Below are 20,751 nucleotides of genomic sequence, written 5' to 3'. Positions count from 1 at the left end.
AAGGCGCGGCAGCGCCGCCATCCGGCAAACCCTACATCAATACATCAACGTAATGCGCTGCGCTTTGGCATAATCGACAAACTCATCGTCGGGGCGGCAGTCGCTCACTACCGCATCAAAACGCGTTAATTCGCCCATCCGCGCGGGTCGCACCTTGCCGAATTTACTGTGATCCACCACCAGTACATGGTATTGCGCCATCGACATGGCCCAGTGTTTCACCGGCAGTTCTTCGAGGTTAAAACAGGTTGCCCCTTTGCTGATATGAACGCCTGCGGCGGAATAAAAGGCGATATCAGGGCAGATATTATTCAGGGTTTCCTGAAAATCGAGCGGTTTGAAAATGGCGTTGCTGGCGTGAAATTCCCCGCCGCACAGAATCGCCCGGCACAGCGGTTTTTCCTGGAGCGCCAGAAACGTATTCAGGGAATAACAGACGGCGGTGAAAGGCAATTCGTTATCAATGGCTTCAATGATCCACGGCGTAGTGGTGCCGCAGTCAAAAAAAATCGTCTGATGCGCCTGTACCAGACCGGCGGCCAGCTGCGCGGCGCGGCGCTTCTCTTCAACCAGGCGGGATTTTTGATCGCTCAATAAATAATGGCTGGCGCTGCGGGGTTCCAGAACAATATACCCGCCCAGTAACACGACGGGCGCGCTTTTATTATTCAGGTCGCGACGAATGGTCATCTCCGATACGCCCAGCAGAGTCGCGGCTTCTTTCAGGTGTAATTTATCACTGCGTTTTAGCGCTTGCAGCAATTGACCAATACGCTCGTCGCGTCGTGTTTCCATAATTCCCCTGGACAGTTGAATAAGCACTCTGCACAGTACAGAGCGCTTAATACTACTCTTTTTTCACCAGGTTAGTCACGTACCCAGCCTTTACGAATGGGCAGCGCGAAGCAGACGCGGTAGCACGTTTGTAGGCCGTGGTAGAGAGCAACCCCATATTTTTGCCACAGCATTTGCGTGCTCAGGCAGCCGATCATCCCGACCAGCAAACCGCCGAGCATATCCAGCGGCCAGTGAACGCCGAGGTAAACGCGTGACCAGGCGACCGTCACGGCCAGCGCCATGAGCAGTACGCCAGACCAGACGCGATGCCAGAATAAAAACGCCAGCGCAAAGGTAAAGACAACGGTGCCGTGGTCGCTCGGGAAGGAGTCATCGGGCGCGTGATGCAGGAAGTTATAGCCAATACGATCGACAAAAGGACGATCGTGCGGGAAAAGATGCCCCATTATCCAGGAGATCGTCAGGCTGATGAGCAGCGCGATACCCATTTTAATCACCAGCTGGCGTTGAGCGCAGACCCGATCGCGCGGCCCCCATAACCAAAGCACAACGGCCAGCAGCGGCACGATGTTAATCAAATCTCTGGCAATGAAAATGGCCAGAGCGATCATCCACTGTGCGGAGTTGGGGGTGGCATTGATTAAGTAAAACAGCGAGTTGTTAAGGTTTTCCAGCATAACATCCAGACTCAGTGCAGTGATTAAACGAAACGACCCTACGTGCTCCGGGTAAGGGCGAGAATACAAAGTGCCGCAACGGGGGGAAAGCGGTATTGTCTTATTTACCTGTAAAATGAGGAGATTTAAGACAATGGCGCGAGCTTATTCGCCATGATAGCGCCAGCAACTTAAATTAACCTTAAAGCAAAAGGTCACGAAGGATGATTATGTAAAAATGTGCGCATTTTGTTTTTAAATCACATAATTCGCTATCTCAGGTAACGTACTTTCATTACACTTTGCGCGATTTTTTATTTGCGAAGAGATTGCATGCAAAACCTTTCACAAACAGGCGTCCGGCTCGGCCGTCAGGCACTGCTTTTCCCTCTCTGTCTGGTGCTTTACGAATTTTCTACGTATATCGGCAACGATATGATCCAGCCGGGGATGCTGGCGGTGGTGGAACAGTATCAGGCCGGGATCGACTGGGTTCCGACCTCGATGACCGCCTACCTGGCGGGCGGGATGTTTTTGCAGTGGCTGTTAGGGCCGCTGTCGGATCGTATTGGACGCCGCCCGGTGATGTTAGCGGGCGTGATCTGGTTTATCGTCACCTGCCTTGCCACACTGCTGGCGCAAAACATTGAACAGTTCACCCTGCTGCGTTTTTTACAGGGGGTAAGCCTGTGCTTTATTGGCGCCGTGGGGTACGCCGCCATTCAGGAATCCTTTGAAGAAGCGGTGTGTATCAAAATTACGGCGCTAATGGCTAACGTTGCCCTGATTGCGCCGCTACTGGGGCCGCTGGTGGGCGCCGCCTGGGTGCATGTTCTGCCGTGGGAAGGGATGTTTGTTCTGTTTGCCGTACTGGCAGCGATTGCTTTTGTCGGCTTACAGCGCGCGATGCCGGAGACTGCGACCCGCCTCGGCGAGAAGCTGTCGCTTAAAGAACTGGGGCGGGATTACAAGCTGGTGCTGAAAAACGTGCGGTTTGTTGCCGGCGCGCTGGCGCTGGGGGTCGTCAGCCTGCCGCTGCTGGCGTGGATTGCCCAGTCGCCGATCATTATCATCAGCGGTGAGCAGCTCAGCAGCTATGAATATGGCTTGTTGCAGGTTCCTGTCTTTGGCGCGCTGATTGCCGGGAATCTGGTGCTGGCGCGGTTGACCTCCCGGCGAACGGTGCGCGCATTAATTATCATGGGCGGCTGGCCGATTGTGGCGGGATTGCTGATCGCCGCAGCCGCGACGGTGGTCTCTTCCCATGCATATTTATGGATGACGGCGGGTCTGAGCGTCTACGCCTTTGGCATCGGCGTGGCGAACGCGGGGCTGGTGCGTCTGACCCTGTTCGCCAGCGATATGAGCAAAGGCACGGTTTCTGCGGCGATGGGGATGTTGCAGATGCTGATCTTTACCGTGGGTATTGAAGTGAGCAAGCATGCTTATCTGAGCGGCGGCAACGGCTTATTCAGCCTCTTCAACCTGGCGAACGGCATTCTCTGGCTGCTGCTGATGGTTATCTTCCTGAAAGACAAACGGGTAGGGGATTCACGGGAAGGGTGAGGCCCTCCGGCGCAGCGCCATCAGGCCTCAAAGAGGCATTACCCACTGAACGGGGCTTCATTTTTCAGCACGCGGTCGATAACGTCCAGCACGCCTTCCGCGTTATTCGAGCCCGCCCGATATTTCGCCGCAGAGGCCACCGCCGCTCCGGCGTTTTCCATCGCAAAACTGAAGCCGGCCTGACGCAGCATCTCAATATCATTGCCGCCGTCGCCAAACGTCACGACCTCATCATTGTTAATCCCCCAGCGTTGTTGCAGCAGACGCAAGCCGTTCGCTTTGTGTACGCCGGGAATGATCAAATCGATGCTGCCGTAACCGGTATGAACCGGCACCATGATATCGCCAATCGCATCATGCAGCGCCGTCTGAACCTGGGGAATACGGTCATCAGTAATGTTGAGGCCGAATTTAAAGAACACGTCATTGATGTTGTCGAAGCTGTCCACGAACTCAAGGCGATGGTAGTACATCGCCGCAACCTGTTTCAGTTCATCGTTGTACTGTTTCAGAGTATAGGCGCTGTTTTTACCGCAGGCGATGATTTCAATATCCGCGCGGGTCAGCAGATGATCGACAACGGCAGCAAAATCCTCTTTCGCCAGTTCGCCGTTGAACACGTCTTCGCCCTCGCTGACCACCCAGCCGCCGTTTTCAGCGACAAAGGCGATTTCGTGGGCGATCTCTGGAAAGAAAGAGATTAACTGGTAATACTGATTACCGCTGGCGACCACAAAACGGATGCCTTTCTGCTTCATTAGCCGATACTGCGCCATAAACCGGTCGCGATTATAGGTTTTTTGATCGCTCAAAAAGGTGCCGTCCATGTCTACCGCAATTAGCTTGATACCCATTAACTATTCTCCATAACAGATTGAGTGTTTGATGTCGGTTTGGCGACAGCCTTCGCGACAAGAGCGGCCAGGATGACCAGCGCCAGCACAACCAGCATTGCGCTGCGCAAACCATAATGTTCGCCAAGATAGCCCAGCAGCGGCGGCCCCACCAGGAAGGCCAGATAACCGGTTGTCGCCACCACGCTGACGCGGGTTGGCGCGTCCGGGCCGGTATCGCTGGCCGCTGAAATCGTTAGCGGGAAGCCAAGCGACGCCCCAAGCCCCCAGAGAATAACGGAAACGCCCGCGACCCAGGCGCTGTCGACGAAGATAATCAGACCAATACCGAGCGCTCCCATTAGCGCGCTGGCGCGGACTACCGCCACGCGGCTATAACGGTCGATAAACCAGCCGCCGGTAAAGCGCCCGACGGTCATACCGAGCGTAAAGCCCGCATAAATCAGCGAGCCGGACGTTGGGCTGAAGCTGTGACCATCCACCATCAGAAGCGGCAGCCAGTCGTTGGCGGACCCTTCAGCGAAGGCCATCGCCAGTACCACCACGCCGATCAACAGTAGCTGGACATCGCGATAAAAAGGTACGCCTTTTTCCGTTGTGTGGGCGCCGTCGGCGGCGTTTTTCCCCGTGCCGTCGGGAATAGCGCGAATAGCAATAAAAATGGGGACGATCGCGACGAGAGCCGCCAGCAGGATATGAGCGTTGGCAGGGACGTTAAAGGCGGTTAGCGCCATGCCGACGCCAGCGCCAGCCAGCGTACCGAAGCTGTAAAAACCGTGCATCATCGGCAGGACGGTTTTATTCATTTCACGTTCAACCGCCGCCCCTTCAACGTTGATAGCGACTTCGGCGGCGCCAAAGCTGGCGCCGAATACGCCTAAGCCAAGCGCAAAAACCAGCGGAGAAGCGAACCACAGCGCAATGCTGAGGATAACCATCCCCGCAACGGCGCAGGACATGGTGGTCTGAATGACGTTGCGCGTGCCAAATCGCTTTACCAGCCAGGCGGAACACAGAATACCGCTCATCGAACCGATGGAAAGCCCAAACAGCACCGCCCCCATTTCTGCCGTTGATACCGAGAGGATATCGCGAATGGCGGGGGTGCGGGTTGCCCATGAGGCCATCAATAGCCCAGGCAAGAAGAAGAACATAAAAAGCGCCCAGGTCCGGCGTCTTAAGGCTTTACGTGATGAGATGGCGGTCATTGATTCAAACTGAAAAAAGAGAATACAGGGGACAACACTAGCAAGTTTGTGTACATTTGTACACAAACGTGATGAGAGGAAAAGCAGTGCGACGAGCTAACGATCCCCTGCGGCGAGACAAAATCGTTCAGGCCACGCAGGAAGCGATAATAACGCATGGCATTCACGGCGTTACGCACCGCAAAATCGCGGCGATAGCGCAGGTGCCGCTCGGGTCGATGACCTATTATTTTTCGGGAATCGATGAGTTGCTGATCGAGGCGTTAAGCCGGTTTACAGAAACAATGTCGCACCAGTTTCAGTCATTCTTTGCCGATGTCACGAACGTTCAGGACGCCTGTCACGCCATTACCGACATAATCTACAGCTCGCTGGTGACTACGCCAGATAATATGGAGCTGATGTACCAACTGTATGCCTTCGCCAGCCGAAAACCGGCGCTGAAAACGGTGATGCAGAACTGGATGCAGCGCAGTCAGCAAACGCTGGAGCAGTGGTTTGAACCGGTGACCGCCCGCGCGCTGGACGCATTTATCGAAGGCATGACCCTCCATTTCGTCACCGACAGAGCGCCTTTAACGCGGGACGATATTCTGGTCATGGTGAAGCGTATTGCCGGGCAGGCGTGAAATTCAGGCAACAAAAAACCCATCAACCTTGAACCAAAATGGCGGGGTTGATGGGCTCCACAAATTGGGGACATCAAAGAAAAGCAGTGGCACTAGTTATGACTGACGCCTTGAAGAAAAGTTCTGCTTACCTGCAAAAATTTTTCACTTAAAGGCAAACTTCAGTTTTATCCTAAGCCCGGCCAGATGATGACAATAAGTGTCCCCGCCAGCGTTAACAGAACGTTGGCTATCGCATAGGTTCCCGCATAGCCTAATGCCGGAATGTTGCTGCGCGCCGTGTCGCTGATGATCTCCATCGCCGGAGCACAGGTACGCGCGCCCATCATGGCGCCGAAGAGCAGGGCGCGGTTCATACGTAATACATAAGCGCCGAACAGGAAGCAGATAATGACTGGCACCAGGCTCACCACAAGACCGGCAATCAACATTTGCCCGCCGACCGCGCCAAGCCCGTTCCCGATGCCGCTGCCTGCGCTCAGGCCGACGCCGGCCATAAAGACCATCAAACCAAACTCTTTCACCATGTTCAGCGCGCCCTGCGGGATGTACCCGAAGGTGGGGTGGTTAGCTCGCAGGAAACCGAGCATGATCCCGGCGAACAGCAGCCCGGCGGCGTTGCCGATGCCGAAGCTGAAATTACTGAACTGGAAGGTGATCATCCCGATCATCAGGCCGATGATAAAGAAGGCGCAGAAGGCCAGCAGATCGGTTACCTGACTGTGAATCGAGATAAAGCCGATACGGTCTGCGACGGTTTTCACGCGACGCGCATCGCCGCTCACCTGCAAGACGTCGCCTTTATTCAGCACCACGTTGTCGTCGATCGGCATTTCAATCTGGCTGCGGATCACGCGGTTAAGGAAGCAGCCGTGGTCGGTCAGCTTCAACTGGGCGAGACGGCGGCCTACGGCATTGTGGTTTTTCACGACGATCTCTTCGGTCACGATGCGCATGTCGAGCAGGTCGCGGTCGAAGACTTCTTTGCCGTTACGGAAGCTGGGGTCCAGCCGGGCATGTGCATCCGGGTAACCGACCAGGGCAATCTCATCGCCCATCTGCAATACCGCGTCGCCATCCGGGTTTGCCAGAATACCGTTACGGCGGATGCGCTCAATGTAGCAACCGGTCTGACGGTAGATGCCCAGCTCGCGCAGATTTTTCCCGTCGGCCCAGGCCACCAATTCCGGGCCGACGCGATAAGCGCGGATGACCGGCAGATAGACCTTGCGGTTGGCGTCGGTATCCAGGCCGCGCTCGCGGGCAATCTGCTGGGCGCTGGTTTGTAGATCCTGATGTTGCAGTTTCGGCAGGTAACGTGCGCCGACAATCAGGCTGACCAGGCCGATGAGGTAGGTCAGCGCGTAGCCCAGGCTCAGGTTGTCCAGCGCGACAGAGAGCTGCGAACTCTCCATACCGGAATGGCGTAACGTGTCGCCTGCGCCGACCAGCACAGGGGTCGAGGTCATGGAGCCCGCCAGCATACCGGCGGTCAGGCCGATATCCCAGCCAAAGAGCTTACCCAGCCCTAATGCGATCAGCAGCGCGCTACCGACCATGACAAGAGCAAGCATCAGGTAATTTTTGCCGTCGCGAAAAAAAATAGAAAAAAAGTTGGGGCCAGCTTCGACGCCGACACAAAAAATAAACAGCATAAAGCCCAGATTTAGTGCATCGGTGTTAATACTAAAGTGCTGCTGCCCTAATAATAGGGAGACCACTAAAACGCCAATGGAATTACCGAGTTGGACTGAACCCAGGCGTAACTTACCCAGACATAGCCCGAGAGCCAGGACCACAAATAATAACAGGATGTAATTCCCATTTAACAAATCTGCGACGTTTATATTCACGGAGACTAACTTCTTGTTTACCAGTAAGCTGTTGAAAGAAATGACAATTTACGCTAATGTTTTTGCCAGAAATTATGAGGCGTCGGCATCGTATCGGCGCTCAAATAAAAGCAGCACAACAATTTAATTCGCTAGTTTAATCTCATTACGTATCAACGGCTATAAGAATCGTGTGGGTGTGTTTTTGGCATGGAATGCCGAACGACTTTATCTGACTGGACGCCTTCGGGCGAAAAAAGTGTTCGATAGAGATAGTGTCAGGAGGAACGATTGAAACATAAACAAGGTTGGGCGGGTGCAATCTGCTGCTTTGTACTCTTTATTGTGGTGTGCCTTTCATTAACGATGCATATGAAAGGGGCATTTCGGGTTGCCGGGCATCCTGAGATTGGGCTGTTGTTTTTTACGTTACCTGGCGCGGTGGCCAGTTTTTTTTCCCATCGCAGAGAAGTCATTAAACCTCTTATCGGCGCCATGCTGGCCGCACCATGTTGTCTGGTCCTGATGCGATTTGTTTTTATGCCTACGCGCTCCGTATGGCAAGAACTGGCGTGGTTGTTCAGTGCGGTGTTCTGGTGTGCGCTCGGCGCGCTTTGCTTTTTATTTATCAGCAGCCTGTTTAGTCAGCGACGTAAAAAGAACCGATAACGCCCTCCGGGAGAGGGCGTAAAGCAGCGATCAGGCGAACAGGTTCAGATTCTCTTTTGCCCATGCCTCAAAATCGGTGTAACCGCCGATGTGTTTCTGATCGACAAAAATCTGCGGTACGGTCTCTACCGGTTTACCCACGGTTTTTTCCAGATCCGCTTTGGTAATGCCTTCAGCATGAATATCAATATAGCGATAGTTAAAATCGTCGCGCTCAGTGCTCAGTTTTTCTGCTAACTCTTTTGCACGCACGCAATACGGGCACCCTGGGCGACCAAAAATAACGGTAAACATTGTTTTTTTCCTCGAACTCATAGCCTTGTGACGAATGGCGGCTATGATGCCGTTAAACGACGCGTCTGAAAAGCAGGTTGCGCCTGTTGCTTTGATACCTATAGGCTATATCTGTTAAACACGATAAACCTGAACGCGTTACACTGAGCATCCGTTATCCGGGAGGCCCTTATGCGCTCGATTGGCGCTTTACCCAAAAGCGTGTTGATTCTGGAAATTCTCGGTATGATTTTGCTGGCAGCGGCGTTGCTGTCGCTCAATCAGTACCTCACATTACCCGCGCCGATGAACAGCCCGCTGGCGGTAACGGTGATGATATTTCTCGGTATCCTGCTTATGCTTCCCGCTGCGGTGGCGCTGATGTGGCGGATCGCGCAGCTTATTGCGCCGCAACTGATGACGCGCTCACCCGATTCTTCTTCCCGTTCAGCAAGAGAAAAACCGCATGACTCCAACCATTGATTTAATCCGTGGTCACCGTTCTATTCGTCATTTCACCGATGAGCCGATTTCCGATGCGCAGCGTGAGTCGATTATTGCCGCCGCGCGGGGAACCTCAAGCTCCAGTTTTTTACAGTGCAGTTCCATTATCCGCATTACCGATAAAGCCATGCGCGAAGCGCTGGTGCCCCTGACGGGCGGGCAAAAGCACGTTGCGCAGGCCGCGGAATTCTGGGTTTTCTGCGCTGATTTTAATCGTCACTTACAGATTTGCCCGGACGCGCAGCTCGGGCTGGCGGAACAGCTGCTGCTGGGCACGGTCGATACGGCGATGATGGGGCAAAATGCGCTGACCGCTGCCGAATCCCTGGGGCTGGGCGGCGTCTACATCGGCGGTATCCGCAATCATATTGAAGCGGTTACGGAACGGCTGAAATTACCGAAATATGTCCTGCCGCTGTTTGGGCTGTGCCTCGGCTGGCCTGCGGATAACCCTGGCGTTAAGCCGCGTTTGCCCGCAGAACTGGTGGTGCATGAAAATCACTATCAGCCTGTGGATGCCGCGCTGCTGGCGCAATATGATGAGCAGATCGCGGAGTATTACCTGACCCGCGACAGCAATACGCGCCGCGATACCTGGAGCGACCATATTCGTCGTACCATCATCAAAGAGAATCGCCCGTTTATTCTGGACTATTTGCATAAACAGGGTTGGGCGACGCGCTAACACCCGGTGTATGATACGCAGGCTTTTACCAGGTCTTTTAGAGAGGTGCAGGGTGAAAATTGCCATATTGTCCCGGGACGGAACGCTCTATTCTTGTAAACGCCTGCGCGAAGCAGCGATGAAGCGCGGCCATCTGGTCGAAATACTCGATCCGCTTTCCTGCTATATGAACATCAGCCCGGCGGCCTCTTCTATTCACTATAAAGGCCGCCAGTTGCCGCATTTTGATGCCGTCATCCCCCGTATTGGCTCCGCCATCACGTTTTACGGTACAGCGGCGCTGCGTCAGTTCGAAATGCTGGGTAGCTATCCGCTGAACGAATCCGTGGCGATTACCCGCGCGCGCGATAAACTGCGTTCGCTACAGTTACTGGCCCGGCAGGGAATTGACTTGCCCGTTACCGGCATTGCGCATTCGCCGGATGACACCAGCGATCTGATCGACATGGTCGGCGGCGCGCCGCTGGTGGTAAAACTGGTGGAAGGTACGCAGGGCATTGGCGTGGTGCTGGCGGAAACCCGGCAAGCCGCAGAGAGCGTGATTGATGCGTTTCGCGGTCTCAACGCGCACATTCTGGTGCAGGAGTATATCAAAGAGGCCAGAGGGCGTGACATCCGTTGTCTGGTCGTGGGCGACGAAGTGGTGGCGGCCATTGAGCGGCGGGCAAAAGAGGGCGATTTTCGCTCCAACCTTCATCGCGGCGGTATGGCGAGTATCGCCAGTATCACGCCGCGTGAACGAGAGATCGCGATAAAAGCGGCGCAGACGATGGGGCTGGATGTCGCTGGCGTCGATATTCTGCGCGCGGAGCGTGGGCCGCTGGTCATGGAAGTGAACGCCTCTCCGGGTCTGGAAGGGGTAGAAAAAACGACGGGTGTGGATATCGCCGGGCGAATGATCCAGTGGATCGAGCGTCACGCCACCCCCGAATTTTGCCTTAAAACGGGCGGTTAATCGCAATATCGTTCCCGATCGTGGTATGACGCGGTCTTTTTGCGTAAGCTGTGCCGGTAATTTTTTATCGTAAGAGGTAGCACATTATTATGACATCACTGGTCGTTCCTACTCTGGATACGTTGCGTCAATGGCTCGACGACCTGGGCATGAGTTTTTTTGAATGTGATACCTGTCAGGCGCTGCATTTGCCCCATATGCAAAATTTTGACGGCATTTACGATGCGAAAATCGACCTGGTGGATAACACGGTGCTGTTTTCCGCGATGGCGGAGGTAAGACCCTCTGCGCTGCTGCCGCTGGCTGCCGATCTGTCGGCAATTAACGCCAGCTCGTTAACGGTGAAAGCGTTCCTGGATATGCAGGATGATAATCTGCCAAAACTGGTGGTTTGCCAGTCTTTATCCGTTATGCGGGGCGTGACGTATGAACAGTTCGAGTGGTTTGTTCGTCAGAGCGAAGAGCAGATTTCTATGGTGATCCTGGAAGCCGGAGCGCATCAGCTGCTGTTCAGCGCAGAAGAAGACGCGCAAAAAAGTCGCGCTGAAAATCATTTTCTTCACTGAAATCTGCGCACATGCAACCTGAAGAATGACGCGTATAACGCAGTCGCTACCAGAGCGGCTGCTGTTTGCATTTTTTTATTCTGCCTTTAACCTTTCTTTAAAGAATAATTCACCTCCTTTCCGCCTGTTTCGCTTTATCACATAGACAAAACCTGCATAAAAAATTGATAAAAGGCGTTTTTTAATCTGAGCTATAGCCTCGAACCCTGGCTAAAGTTATTCTTGCGAAGCTTTTACACGTCATCCTTCAGACAACCTCCTGAATGATTTTGTGTATTTATGGCGAGCAATGACGGCAGGGAGAGAGCCCTCTCTTCTGTAACTGTGTCGAGTGACAAAATATGCACGTTTCTTGCATATCTTAGAATGCAACTTTTTTGGTTCGTTTGTTAACGAACTTTCAGAAGGAAAGAGATTATGACCGCCTTAAATAAAAAATGGCTATCGGGTCTGGTTGCGGGTGCTCTGATGGCCGTCTCTGCCAGCACGCTCGCCGCTGAACAAAAAACACTGCATATCTATAACTGGTCTGATTATATCGCCCCGGATACGGTCGCGAACTTTGAAAAAGAGACCGGTATCAAAGTGGTCTATGACGTCTTCGACTCCAACGAGGTACTGGAAGGGAAACTCATGGCCGGGAGCACCGGTTTTGACCTGGTTGTCCCGTCGGCCAGTTTTCTGGAACGCCAGCTCACTGCGGGTGTATTCCAGCCGCTGGATAAAAGCAAATTACCAGGCTGGAAAAACCTCGATCCAGAGCTGTTGAAGCTGGTAGCGAAGCACGATCCTGACAACAAATACGCGATGCCGTATATGTGGGCGACTACCGGTATCGGTTATAACATCGATAAAGTCAAAGCGGTGCTGGGGGCTGACGCGCCGGTCGATAGCTGGGATCTGGTGCTGAAACCTGAAAATCTGGAAAAACTCAAAAGCTGCGGCGTCTCCTTCCTTGATGCGCCTGAAGAGGTGTTCGCGACCGTGCTGAACTACCTGGGGAAAGATCCCAACAGCACCAAAGCGGATGACTACACGGGGCCTGCGACCGATCTGCTGCTGAAGCTGCGCCCGAACATTCGTTATTTCCACTCGTCTCAATACATAAACGATCTGGCGAACGGCGATACCTGCGTGGCGATTGGCTGGGCAGGGGACGTATGGCAGGCGGCTAACCGCGCGAAAGAAGCGAAAAACGGCGTGAATATCTCCTTCTCCATTCCGAAAGAGGGGGCGATGGCGTTCTTTGATGTGTTCGCGATGCCTGCTGATGCGAAAAACAAAGAAGAGGCTTATCAGTTCCTCAACTACCTGCTGCGCCCGGACGTGATCGCCCACATTTCCGACCATGTGTTCTACGCCAACGCCAACAAAGAGGCGACGGCGCTGGTCAGCGCTGAAGTGCGTGACAACCCGGGCATTTATCCGCCTGCGGATGTGCGAGCGAAAATGTTCACGCTGAAAGTGCAGGAACCGAAGATCGACCGTGTGCGTACGCGTGCCTGGACGAAGGTGAAAAGCGGTAAATAAGCCGCTGTATCAGAACGTTGCCCGGTGAGGTTTACCGGGCAATACGCACTTTTATGGTGCGTTTGCACTGATTTTTGTTTATGCCGGAGAGCACCCCGTGAACGACGCAACCCCCCGCCCACAGGCGAAAACCCGTAAAGCGCTGACGCCGCTTCTTGAAATCCGCAACCTGACAAAATCATTTGATGGTCAACACGCCGTGGATGATGTCAGCCTCACCATCTATAAAGGCGAAATATTTGCGCTGCTTGGCGCATCGGGCTGCGGGAAATCCACGCTGCTGCGTATGCTGGCCGGATTTGAACAACCCTCCGCCGGGCAAATCATGCTCGATGGCGTCGATCTGGCGCATGTCCCGCCTTATCTGCGCCCTATCAATATGATGTTTCAGTCCTATGCGCTGTTCCCCCATATGACGGTGGAGCAGAACATTGCGTTTGGGCTGAAGCAGGACAAGCTGTCGAAGGCGGAAATCACCGCGCGCGTGAACGAAATGCTGGGGCTGGTGCATATGCAGGAGTTCGCTAAACGTAAGCCTCATCAGCTTTCCGGCGGCCAGCGTCAGCGTGTGGCGCTGGCGCGTAGCCTGGCGAAACGCCCGAAGCTGTTGCTGCTCGACGAACCGATGGGCGCGCTGGATAAAAAGCTGCGCGACCGGATGCAGCTGGAAGTCGTCGATATTCTTGAGCGCGTTGGCGCGACCTGCGTGATGGTAACGCACGATCAGGAAGAGGCGATGACGATGGCCGGGCGAATTGCGATCATGAACCGTGGGAAATTCGTGCAGATTGGCGAACCGGAAGAGATTTATGAACATCCGACCACCCGCTACAGCGCGGAATTTATCGGTTCTGTGAATGTCTTTGAAGGCTTGCTGAAGGAACGTCAGGATGATGGGTTGGTCATTGATTCGCCGGGGCTGGTGCATCCTCTGAAGGTGGATGCGGATGCGTCCGTTGTCGATAACGTCCCGGTGTATGTTGCGCTGCGCCCGGAAAAAATCATGCTGTGCGACGCGCCGCCAGAAGACGGCTACAACTTTGCCGTGGGTGAAGTGGTGCATATTGCCTACCTCGGCGATTTGTCGATTTACCATGTGCGGTTGAAAAGCGGCCAGATGTTGAGCGCTCAGCTACAGAACGCGCATCGCTATCGCAAAGGGTTGCCGACCTGGGGCGATGAAGTGCGTTTATGCTGGGATGCGGACAGCTGTGTGGTGTTGACGGTTTAAGGAGCGAAAATGAGTACACTTGAACCTCCGGCTCGCGATAAAAAGCCCGGCGGCCTGACGCTGTGGCTGGCGCGGATGCAAATGAAACATGGGCGTAAGCTGGTCATCGCGGTGCCGTACCTTTGGCTGATCCTGCTTTTCCTGCTGCCGTTTCTGATCGTGTTTAAAATCAGCCTGGCGGAGATGGCGCGGGCGATCCCGCCCTATACCGATCTGGTGGCGTGGGCCGACGGGCAGCTATCCCTGACCCTCAATCTGGGAAACTTCCTGCAACTGACGGACGATCCGCTCTATTTTGACGCCTATTTGCAGTCTTTGCAGGTGGCGGGCGTTTCGACTCTCTGCTGTTTGCTGCTGGGGTATCCGCTGGCCTGGGCGGTGGCGCACAGCAGGCCGTCAACGCGTAATATTCTGCTGTTGCTGGTGATCCTGCCGTCATGGACCTCGTTTCTGATCCGCGTTTACGCCTGGATGGGGATTCTGAAAAATAACGGCGTGCTGAACAACTTCCTGATGTGGCTGGGGGTTATCGATCATCCCCTGACGATTTTGCATACCAATCTGGCGGTGTATATCGGTATTGTCTACGCCTATCTGCCGTTTATGGTACTGCCGATTTATATCGCGCTGACGCGCATTGACTATTCGCTGGTGGAGGCCTCGCTGGATCTGGGCGCGCGTCCGCTGAAAACCTTCTTTAGCGTCATTGTGCCGTTAACGAAAGGGGGAATAATTGCCGGATCGATGCTGGTGTTTATTCCGGCGGTGGGGGAATTTGTGATCCCGGAACTGCTCGGCGGGCCAGACAGCATTATGATCGGCCGCGTACTGTGGCAGGAGTTCTTCAACAACCGCGACTGGCCGGTGGCCTCTGCGGTGGCTATCATCATGTTATTACTGCTGATTGTACCGATTATCTGGTTCCATAAGCATCAGCAAAAAAGCGAGGGGGAACTCGGATGAATACTTTACCGGTGGTTCGTTCGCCCTGGCGAATTGTTATTCTGGTGCTCGGATTTACCTTTCTGTATGCGCCGATGCTGATGCTGGTCATCTATTCGTTTAACAGCTCGAAGCTGGTGACCGTCTGGGCGGGGTGGTCTACGCGCTGGTATGGCGAGCTGTTCCGGGATAGCGCGATGATAAGCGCCGTCGGCCTGAGCCTCACGATTGCCGCTTGCGCCGCGACAATGGCGGCTATTCTGGGGACGATTGCCGCCGTGGTAATGGTGCGTTTTGGCCGTTTTCGTGGAGCGAATGGCTTTGCGTTTATGATCACCGCGCCGCTGGTTATGCCGGATGTGATTACCGGGCTGTCGCTGTTGCTGCTGTTTGTGGCCCTGGCCCATGCTATCGGCTGGCCCGCAGATCGCGGAATGCTGACAATCTGGCTGGCGCACGTTACCTTCTGTACGGCCTATGTGGCGGTGGTTATTTCATCGCGTCTGCGCGAACTGGATCGCTCGATTGAAGAGGCGGCGATGGATCTTGGCGCGACGCCGTTAAAAGTGTTCTTTGTGATTACGCTGCCGATGATCATGCCTGCGGTGATCTCTGGATGGCTGCTGGCTTTCACGCTGTCGCTGGACGATCTGGTGATCGCCAGTTTTGTCTCTGGCCCGGGGGCGACGACATTGCCGATGCTGGTCTTCTCCAGCGTGCGTATGGGGGTTAACCCGGAGATTAACGCGCTGGCGACCCTTATCCTCGGCGTGGTAGGCATTGTCGGTTTTATCGCCTGGTATCTGATGGCGCGCGCAGAAAAGCAGCGGATGCGTGATATCCAACGTGCAAGACGCGGCTGAAGAAACTAAAATCTGCCAACCTGGCAACACGTTACCGTGGGCAAGCGCGGTAACGTTTTCATGGAAGACGATTCGTTGGGATTTTTTAAGAAATCATCCTCATCACATGCCCGTTTAAATGTACCCACGCTGGTGCAGGTGGCGGCGCTCGCGATTATTTTGATCCGCTGCCTCGATTTGCTGATGATTTTTAACACGCTCGGCATGCGGGGAATGGGGGAGTTTATTCATCGCAGCGTGCAAACCTGGAATCTGACGCTGGTGTTTTTAGGCAGCCTGGCGCTGGTCTTTACTGAAATATATTGCGCGTTTTCGCTGGTGAAAGGGCGCAACTGGGCGCGCTGGGTGTACCTGCTCACGCAGGTTATTGCCACAGGTTATCTGTGGGCGGCGTCGCTGGGCTATGGCTACCCGGAACTGTTCAGTATTGCCGGGGAGTCGAAACGCGAAATTTTGCACACGCTGGTGATGCAGAAATTGCCGGACATGCTGGTTCTGATGCTGCTCTTTATTCCTGCGGGCAGCAGGCGGTTCTTCCGTTTGCAATAACGTGTATAATCCTCGCCCCTGGTAATATGAAGGTCTTTGTATGCAGTGCGCACTCTACGACGCCGGTCGCTGTCGATCCTGTCAGTGGATAGTCCAGCCGATCCGCGATCAACTCTCCGCCAAAACCGCCGATCTAAAGGGGCTGCTTGCCGATTTTTCGGTTGAACAGTGGTGCGCGCCGGTCAGCGGCCCGGAACAGGCCTTTCGTAATAAAGCCAAAATGGTGGTCAGCGGCAGCGTGGAAAAGCCGCTGTTAGGCATGTTGCATCGCGATGGCACCCCGGAGGATTTGAGCGACTGTCCGCTCTATCCCGACACGTTTGCTCCCGTTTTTGCCGTGCTGAAGCCGTTCATCGCCCGTGCCGGGTTAACGCCTTACAACGTGGCGCGCAAACGCGGCGAGCTGAAATACATCCTGCTGACGGAAAGCCAGTTCGATGGCGGCATGATGCTGCGGTTCGTGCTGCGCTCAGAAACCAAACTGGCGCAGCTGCGCGCGGCGCTGCCGTGGCTACAGGCGCAGTTACCGCAGCTGAAGGTTATTACCGCGAATATTCAACCGGTACACATGGCGATTATGGAAGGGGAAACGGAGATCTTCCTGACGGAGCAGCAGGCGCTGGCAGAACGTTTTAACGATGTGCCGCTGTGGATCCGTCCGCAGAGCTTTTTCCAGACCAACCCGGTCGTTGCGAGCCGTCTGTATGCGACGGCGCGTGACTGGGTGCGTCAACTGCCTGTTCATCACATGTGGGATCTGTTTTGCGGCGTCGGGGGATTTGGTTTGCACTGCGCCACCCCGGAGATGACGTTGACGGGCATTGAGATCGCACCAGAGGCAATCGCCTGCGCGAAGCAATCCGCCGCAGAGCTGGGGCTGACGAATCTTCATTTTCAGGCGCTGGATTCTACGCAATTCGCCACCGCGCAAGGGGAAGTGCCGGAACTGGTGCTGGTGAACCCGCCGCGTCGCGGCATTGGAAAAGCCCTGTGCGACTATCTTAGCCAGATGGCGCCGGAATACATCATCTACTCCAGCTGCAACGCGCAGACGATGGCAAAGGACATTGCCAACTTGCCGGGCTACCGTATTGAGCGTGTTCAACTTTTCGATATGTTCCCGCATACCGCGCATTATGAAGTGTTAACGCTGTTGACCAAAGCACGCTGACCGGTAGGCCGGGTAAAGCGAAGTCGCCGCCTGGCGCAACGGCCGCACAAAGTTCAACAAAATGTGAACTCTTCCCCCCTGTGAAATCGGGTAAGCTTAAGTCATTGGCATTGAGAGAATGAAGGCTTACCCATGAAGCAGATCCTGCTGGTGGAAGATGACCACGACATCGCGGCGCTCCTGCGCCTCAATCTAGAAGACGAAGGCTACGCCATTACTCACCAACCGGATGGGGGTAAGGCGTTACAGTGCCTTGAAACCCAGCCCTGGGATGCCGTGATCCTCGACCTGATGCTCCCCAACGTTGACGGTCTGGAAATTTGTCGTCGCATCCGTCAGATGACCCGCTACCTGCCGGTGATTATCATCAGCGCCCGCAGCAGCGAAACGGACCGCATTACCGGGCTGGAAACCGGGGCAGATGATTACCTGGCAAAACCCTTCTCGGTGCAAGAGCTGATCGCGCGCATCAAAGCGCTGTTTCGCCGTCAGCAGGCTATGGGGCAGGCACAGACTGCCGGGCATATTCAGGCTCATGGCCTGACGCTTGATCCGCTGGCGCGTACGGTGCGCCTGCACGGTCAGGATGTGGACCTCACGCCGCGTGAATTTGAGCTGCTGTACTTCTTTGCCCGTCATCCCGGCGAAGTCTTTTCGCGTCTGGCGCTGCTGGAACAGGTCTGGGGCTATCAGCACGAAGGGTATGAGCACACCGTCAACACCCACATTAATCGCCTGCGTATCAAGATTGAAAAAGATGCCGCTGAACCGGAGATTATTCGTACCGTCTGGGGCAAAGGTTACAAATTTGCGGAGCTGAACCATGATGCGGCGCTTTAGCCTGAGCCAGCGGCTGACGCTGCTGTTCATTCTGCTGCTGATGCTCTGCGCTACCGTTGCCTGCGCGGTGCAACTCTACAGCAGCATGCAGTACGGCAACGCGATGGTGCAGCGGCTGTCCGGCGGGCTGGCGCAACAGATTGTGCAGCGTGAACCCATTCTGGATGCGCAGGGCAGAGTTGACCGCAGCGTGCTGAAGCCGCTGTTTGACCGCCTGATGACCTTTAACCCGAGCGTTGAGCTGTATGTCGTCTCTTCTGACGGCGAACTGCTGGCCGATGCCGCGCCGCCGGGCCATATCCAGCGGCAAAAGATCGATATTAGTCCATTGCAAACCTTTCTCAGCGGCGCAGCGATGCCCGTCTATGGCGACGATCCGCGTAGTCAGAGTCAGAAAGTTTTCAGCGTCACCCCTTTACGTCAGGATGGTGAGCTTAAAGGCTATTTGTACATCATCCTGCAAGGCGAAGAGTCAAATTCGCTGGCAGAAATGGCCTGGCATAAAGCACTCTGGAGTACGGTGTTGTGGTCCCTGCTATGGGTGGCGCTGTTCGGCCTGCTGGCGGGGTTACTGATCTGGTACTGGGTGACGCGCCCGGTAAAACGCCTGACGATGGACGTTGCCGGGCTGGAGCAGGACAGCATTACCGCCATCAAACAGCTGGCGGCACAGCAGCCGGAGACCACGGTGAGTGATGAAGTTGCGGTGCTGCGCAATACTTTTATCGAGCTGGCGCGCAAAATCGCCGGTCAGTGGGATCAACTGGCCGACAGCGACCGGCAGCGCCGGGAGTTTATCGCCAATATCTCGCATGACTTACGCACGCCGCTGACGTCATTGCTGGGCTACCTGGAAACGTTATCGCTTAAATCCGCTACGCTGACGCCGCAGGAAACGCAGCAATATCTCGCCACTGCGCTGCGTCAGGGGCACAAGGTGCGGCACCTGTCGCAGCAGCTTTTCGAGCTGGCGCGGCTTGAGCATGGCAGCATTAAACCGCAACTGGAGCGCTTTGCTATTGGTGAGCTGATTCAGGATGTGGCGCAAAAATTCGATCTGACAATAGAGACCCGGCAGTTGCATTTGCAGGTCGATATGCCGCATTCCCTGCCGCTTATCAATGCTGACGTCTCGATGATAGAGCGGGTAGTGACGAATTTGCTGGATAACGCCGTGCGCCATTCACCGCAGGGGAGCACTATCCGGCTGAAGGTATGGCAGGAGGAGGCGCAGCTACAGGTAGAGGTCAGCGACAGCGGGCCAGGTATCGACGAAGCGTTGCGTGAACAACTGTTCCAGCGACCATCGGTGCTGGGGCATCAGGCGTCGCGGGAAGATCGCGGAGGGTTAGGGCTGCTGATTGTAAGACGGATGCTGGAACTGCACGGCGGTGGGATCAGGCTGATGGATTCGGTGAGTGGCGCGCGGTTTAGGTTCTTTGTGCCCTTATAGAATTGCCGGATGGCGCTGCGCCATCCGGCAAGGAAGATTACTGCGGGAACCACTGATCGCTGATTTTCTGATAAGTGCCATCAGCTTTGATTGCCGCCAGCGCGGTGTTCAGTTTTTCCAGCAGCGCTTTATTATCCGGGCGCACAGCGATGCCAAGGCCGGTGCCGAAGTATTGCGGATCGGTCACTTTTTCTGTTGCCGCGCCCAGTTGCGGATTGGTTTTCAGCCACTCATTCACCACGGCGGTATCGCCGAATACGCCATCAATACGGCCATTTTTCAGGTCGATAATCGCATTCTGGTAGCTGTCATAAGCCACGGTTTTCACTTCAGGATGCTTATCTTGCAGGTATTTCTGGTGCGTGGTGCCGTTTTCCATGCCGATACGTTTCCCTTTCAGGTCGGCAAAGGTTTTATAGCTGTCTTTTTTCGCAATCACCAGCGCAGAGTTGGCATAGTAAGGGCTGGTGAACGTCACCTGTTTGCTACGCTCAGGGGTAATATCCATACCAGAGATAACCGCGTCATATTTTTTGAATTTCAGCGCCGGGATCAGGCTGTCAAACGCGTGGTTGGTAAAAGTACAGTCGGCCTGCATTTGTTTGCATAACGCAGTCGCCAGATCGATATCGAAACCGACGATTTTATTGCTCGCATCCAGTGATTCGAACGGCGGGTAAGTAGCGGAAACGCCGAAATTGATTTTATCGGCAGCTGAGGCGCCAGCGGCGAAAGTAGCGAGTAATGCGGCCAGAACTAACTTTTTCATGGTGGAACTCCCGTCTGTCAATCTTATGATTATTCACCGTGTCTGCGGCATGGGTTTACAATGCCATTTAATGAATTTATATGCAATAAAAATGATTAAATATTTTTGTCGTTATAAAAAAAGACGGACAGCTTAGTGGCTTGTCCGTCTTTATGATTTCGTTTTATGCATTTATGTCGATGATTTTGTAGGCTGGATAAGGCGCTTG

General features: G+C 54.6%; 22 protein-coding genes. 15 read left to right on the top strand and 7 right to left on the bottom strand.

Going from position 1 to position 20,751, the window contains the following annotated elements; all coding sequences use genetic code 11:
* Positions 1-36 precede the first annotated feature (36 nt).
* Both deoR and ybjG read right to left on the bottom strand, forming a co-directional pair.
* The gene (deoR, locus tag OGX81_RS09995) at positions 37-795 is read right to left on the bottom strand and encodes a DNA-binding transcriptional repressor DeoR (RefSeq protein ID WP_058668858.1); all 759 of its coding nucleotides are present in this window, start codon (positions 793-795) and stop codon (positions 37-39) included.
* A gap of 71 nt (positions 796-866) precedes the next feature.
* Positions 867-1,475 (bottom strand): undecaprenyl-diphosphate phosphatase, encoded by a 609-nt coding sequence (gene ybjG, locus OGX81_RS09990; RefSeq protein ID WP_104868869.1) that lies wholly within the window; start codon positions 1,473-1,475, stop codon positions 867-869.
* A gap of 312 nt (positions 1,476-1,787) precedes the next feature.
* Here ybjG and OGX81_RS09985 point away from each other — a divergent pair, with 312 nt between their 5' ends.
* Positions 1,788-3,020: an MFS transporter gene (locus OGX81_RS09985; protein WP_104868868.1), complete on the top strand. Its 1,233-nt coding sequence runs from the start codon at positions 1,788-1,790 to the stop codon at positions 3,018-3,020.
* A 38-nt stretch (positions 3,021-3,058) separates the two neighbouring features.
* On the opposite strand, the gene OGX81_RS09980 is transcribed toward OGX81_RS09985, so the two are convergent.
* A complete protein-coding gene (locus tag OGX81_RS09980) occupies positions 3,059-3,874 on the bottom strand; it encodes a Cof-type HAD-IIB family hydrolase (protein WP_012133115.1) in 816 nt (271 codons plus the stop codon).
* On the bottom strand, positions 3,874-5,082 hold the full coding sequence (locus tag OGX81_RS09975) for an MFS transporter (protein ID WP_104868867.1): 1,209 nt from the start codon (positions 5,080-5,082) through the stop codon (positions 3,874-3,876). The genes OGX81_RS09980 and OGX81_RS09975 overlap by 1 nt, the downstream gene beginning before the upstream one ends.
* An 86-nt stretch (positions 5,083-5,168) precedes the next feature.
* Here OGX81_RS09975 and OGX81_RS09970 point away from each other — a divergent pair, with 86 nt between their 5' ends.
* Positions 5,169-5,711: a TetR/AcrR family transcriptional regulator gene (locus OGX81_RS09970; RefSeq protein WP_058668865.1), complete on the top strand. Its 543-nt coding sequence runs from the start codon at positions 5,169-5,171 to the stop codon at positions 5,709-5,711.
* Positions 5,712-5,878: 167 nt separating this feature from the next.
* Here OGX81_RS09970 and OGX81_RS09965 read toward each other — a convergent pair whose 3' ends face one another.
* A complete protein-coding gene (locus tag OGX81_RS09965) occupies positions 5,879-7,564 on the bottom strand; it encodes an aspartate:alanine antiporter (protein WP_012133110.1) in 1,686 nt (561 codons plus the stop codon).
* A 270-nt stretch (positions 7,565-7,834) separates the two neighbouring features.
* On the opposite strand from OGX81_RS09965, the gene OGX81_RS09960 reads away from it, so the two are divergent.
* Complete coding sequence (locus tag OGX81_RS09960; protein ID WP_024130498.1) at positions 7,835-8,212, top strand: inner membrane protein YbjM; 378 nt, start codon at positions 7,835-7,837, stop codon at positions 8,210-8,212.
* 30 nt (positions 8,213-8,242) lie between these two features.
* Here the strand turns inward: OGX81_RS09960 and OGX81_RS09955 are convergent, their stop codons facing one another.
* Positions 8,243-8,506: a GrxA family glutaredoxin gene (locus OGX81_RS09955; RefSeq protein WP_024130497.1), complete on the bottom strand. Its 264-nt coding sequence runs from the start codon at positions 8,504-8,506 to the stop codon at positions 8,243-8,245.
* A gap of 171 nt (positions 8,507-8,677) precedes the next feature.
* Here OGX81_RS09955 and OGX81_RS09950 point away from each other — a divergent pair, with 171 nt between their 5' ends.
* The 12 genes from OGX81_RS09950 to OGX81_RS09895 all read left to right on the top strand — a co-directional run bounded on the left by OGX81_RS09950 (position 8,678) and on the right by OGX81_RS09895 (position 19,774).
* Positions 8,678-8,968 (top strand): YbjC family protein, encoded by a 291-nt coding sequence (locus OGX81_RS09950; protein ID WP_104868866.1) that lies wholly within the window; start codon positions 8,678-8,680, stop codon positions 8,966-8,968.
* On the top strand, positions 8,952-9,674 hold the full coding sequence (gene nfsA / locus OGX81_RS09945) for a nitroreductase NfsA (protein ID WP_012133106.1): 723 nt from the start codon (positions 8,952-8,954) through the stop codon (positions 9,672-9,674). The genes OGX81_RS09950 and nfsA overlap by 17 nt, the downstream gene beginning before the upstream one ends.
* 52 nt (positions 9,675-9,726) lie before the next feature.
* Positions 9,727-10,629 (top strand): 30S ribosomal protein S6--L-glutamate ligase, encoded by a 903-nt coding sequence (gene rimK, locus OGX81_RS09940; RefSeq protein WP_024130496.1) that lies wholly within the window; start codon positions 9,727-9,729, stop codon positions 10,627-10,629.
* A gap of 89 nt (positions 10,630-10,718) precedes the next feature.
* Complete coding sequence (locus tag OGX81_RS09935; RefSeq protein ID WP_012133104.1) at positions 10,719-11,195, top strand: YbjN domain-containing protein; 477 nt, start codon at positions 10,719-10,721, stop codon at positions 11,193-11,195.
* 417 nt (positions 11,196-11,612) lie between these two features.
* Positions 11,613-12,725 (top strand): spermidine/putrescine ABC transporter substrate-binding protein PotF, encoded by a 1,113-nt coding sequence (potF, locus tag OGX81_RS09930; RefSeq protein ID WP_012133103.1) that lies wholly within the window; start codon positions 11,613-11,615, stop codon positions 12,723-12,725.
* 97 nt (positions 12,726-12,822) lie between these two features.
* Entirely contained in the window at positions 12,823-13,956 is a 1,134-nt protein-coding gene (potG, locus tag OGX81_RS09925; RefSeq protein ID WP_012133102.1) for a putrescine ABC transporter ATP-binding subunit PotG, read from the top strand.
* Positions 13,957-13,965: 9 nt separating this feature from the next.
* Positions 13,966-14,919, top strand: coding sequence for a putrescine ABC transporter permease PotH (gene potH / locus OGX81_RS09920; protein ID WP_047457887.1), 954 nt, complete (start codon positions 13,966-13,968; stop codon positions 14,917-14,919).
* Complete coding sequence (gene potI / locus OGX81_RS09915) at positions 14,916-15,761, top strand: putrescine ABC transporter permease PotI (protein WP_012133100.1); 846 nt, start codon at positions 14,916-14,918, stop codon at positions 15,759-15,761. Before potH ends, potI begins: the two co-directional genes overlap by 4 nt.
* 60 nt (positions 15,762-15,821) lie before the next feature.
* Complete coding sequence (locus tag OGX81_RS09910; RefSeq protein ID WP_071260108.1) at positions 15,822-16,310, top strand: YbjO family protein; 489 nt, start codon at positions 15,822-15,824, stop codon at positions 16,308-16,310.
* A 40-nt stretch (positions 16,311-16,350) separates the two neighbouring features.
* The gene (rlmC, locus tag OGX81_RS09905; RefSeq protein WP_104868865.1) at positions 16,351-17,481 is read left to right on the top strand and encodes a 23S rRNA (uracil(747)-C(5))-methyltransferase RlmC; all 1,131 of its coding nucleotides are present in this window, start codon (positions 16,351-16,353) and stop codon (positions 17,479-17,481) included.
* A gap of 132 nt (positions 17,482-17,613) precedes the next feature.
* A complete protein-coding gene (locus OGX81_RS09900; RefSeq protein WP_047457883.1) occupies positions 17,614-18,321 on the top strand; it encodes a response regulator transcription factor in 708 nt (235 codons plus the stop codon).
* Positions 18,305-19,774 (top strand): sensor histidine kinase, encoded by a 1,470-nt coding sequence (locus OGX81_RS09895; RefSeq protein ID WP_047457881.1) that lies wholly within the window; start codon positions 18,305-18,307, stop codon positions 19,772-19,774. The genes OGX81_RS09900 and OGX81_RS09895 overlap by 17 nt, the downstream gene beginning before the upstream one ends.
* A 37-nt stretch (positions 19,775-19,811) precedes the next feature.
* Here the strand turns inward: OGX81_RS09895 and artJ are convergent, their stop codons facing one another.
* On the bottom strand, positions 19,812-20,543 hold the full coding sequence (gene artJ, locus OGX81_RS09890) for an arginine ABC transporter substrate-binding protein ArtJ (RefSeq protein WP_012133094.1): 732 nt from the start codon (positions 20,541-20,543) through the stop codon (positions 19,812-19,814).
* Positions 20,544-20,751 lie beyond the last annotated feature (208 nt).

It is taken from the genome of Citrobacter sp. CK206, from assembly GCF_030333125.1.
Lineage (GTDB): Bacteria > Pseudomonadota > Gammaproteobacteria > Enterobacterales > Enterobacteriaceae > Citrobacter_B > Citrobacter_B koseri.
Note: the sequence above shows the minus strand (reverse complement) of the source record. Positions and strands in the feature narration are given on the sequence as shown.

What these genes read in the sequence shown, in the direction of transcription:
- ybjG (WP_104868869.1), bottom strand. Translation starts at nt 1,475, where the DNA reads ATGCTGGAAAACCTTAACAACTCGCTGTTTTACTTAATCAATGCCACC.
- artJ (WP_012133094.1), bottom strand. Translation starts at nt 20,543, where the DNA reads ATGAAAAAGTTAGTTCTGGCCGCATTACTCGCTACTTTCGCCGCTGGC.
- OGX81_RS09955 (WP_024130497.1), bottom strand. Translation starts at nt 8,506, where the DNA reads ATGTTTACCGTTATTTTTGGTCGCCCAGGGTGCCCGTATTGCGTGCGT.
- OGX81_RS09910 (WP_071260108.1), top strand. Translation starts at nt 15,822, where the DNA reads ATGGAAGACGATTCGTTGGGATTTTTTAAGAAATCATCCTCATCACAT.
- potF (WP_012133103.1), top strand. Translation starts at nt 11,613, where the DNA reads ATGACCGCCTTAAATAAAAAATGGCTATCGGGTCTGGTTGCGGGTGCT.
- nfsA (WP_012133106.1), top strand. Translation starts at nt 8,952, where the DNA reads ATGACTCCAACCATTGATTTAATCCGTGGTCACCGTTCTATTCGTCAT.
- potI (WP_012133100.1), top strand. Translation starts at nt 14,916, where the DNA reads ATGAATACTTTACCGGTGGTTCGTTCGCCCTGGCGAATTGTTATTCTG.
- OGX81_RS09980 (WP_012133115.1), bottom strand. Translation starts at nt 3,874, where the DNA reads ATGGGTATCAAGCTAATTGCGGTAGACATGGACGGCACCTTTTTGAGC.
- potH (WP_047457887.1), top strand. Translation starts at nt 13,966, where the DNA reads ATGAGTACACTTGAACCTCCGGCTCGCGATAAAAAGCCCGGCGGCCTG.
- OGX81_RS09895 (WP_047457881.1), top strand. Translation starts at nt 18,305, where the DNA reads ATGATGCGGCGCTTTAGCCTGAGCCAGCGGCTGACGCTGCTGTTCATT.
- OGX81_RS09900 (WP_047457883.1), top strand. Translation starts at nt 17,614, where the DNA reads ATGAAGCAGATCCTGCTGGTGGAAGATGACCACGACATCGCGGCGCTC.
- OGX81_RS09935 (WP_012133104.1), top strand. Translation starts at nt 10,719, where the DNA reads ATGACATCACTGGTCGTTCCTACTCTGGATACGTTGCGTCAATGGCTC.
- OGX81_RS09985 (WP_104868868.1), top strand. Translation starts at nt 1,788, where the DNA reads ATGCAAAACCTTTCACAAACAGGCGTCCGGCTCGGCCGTCAGGCACTG.
- rlmC (WP_104868865.1), top strand. Translation starts at nt 16,351, where the DNA reads ATGCAGTGCGCACTCTACGACGCCGGTCGCTGTCGATCCTGTCAGTGG.
- deoR (WP_058668858.1), bottom strand. Translation starts at nt 795, where the DNA reads ATGGAAACACGACGCGACGAGCGTATTGGTCAATTGCTGCAAGCGCTA.
- OGX81_RS09975 (WP_104868867.1), bottom strand. Translation starts at nt 5,082, where the DNA reads ATGACCGCCATCTCATCACGTAAAGCCTTAAGACGCCGGACCTGGGCG.
- OGX81_RS09950 (WP_104868866.1), top strand. Translation starts at nt 8,678, where the DNA reads ATGCGCTCGATTGGCGCTTTACCCAAAAGCGTGTTGATTCTGGAAATT.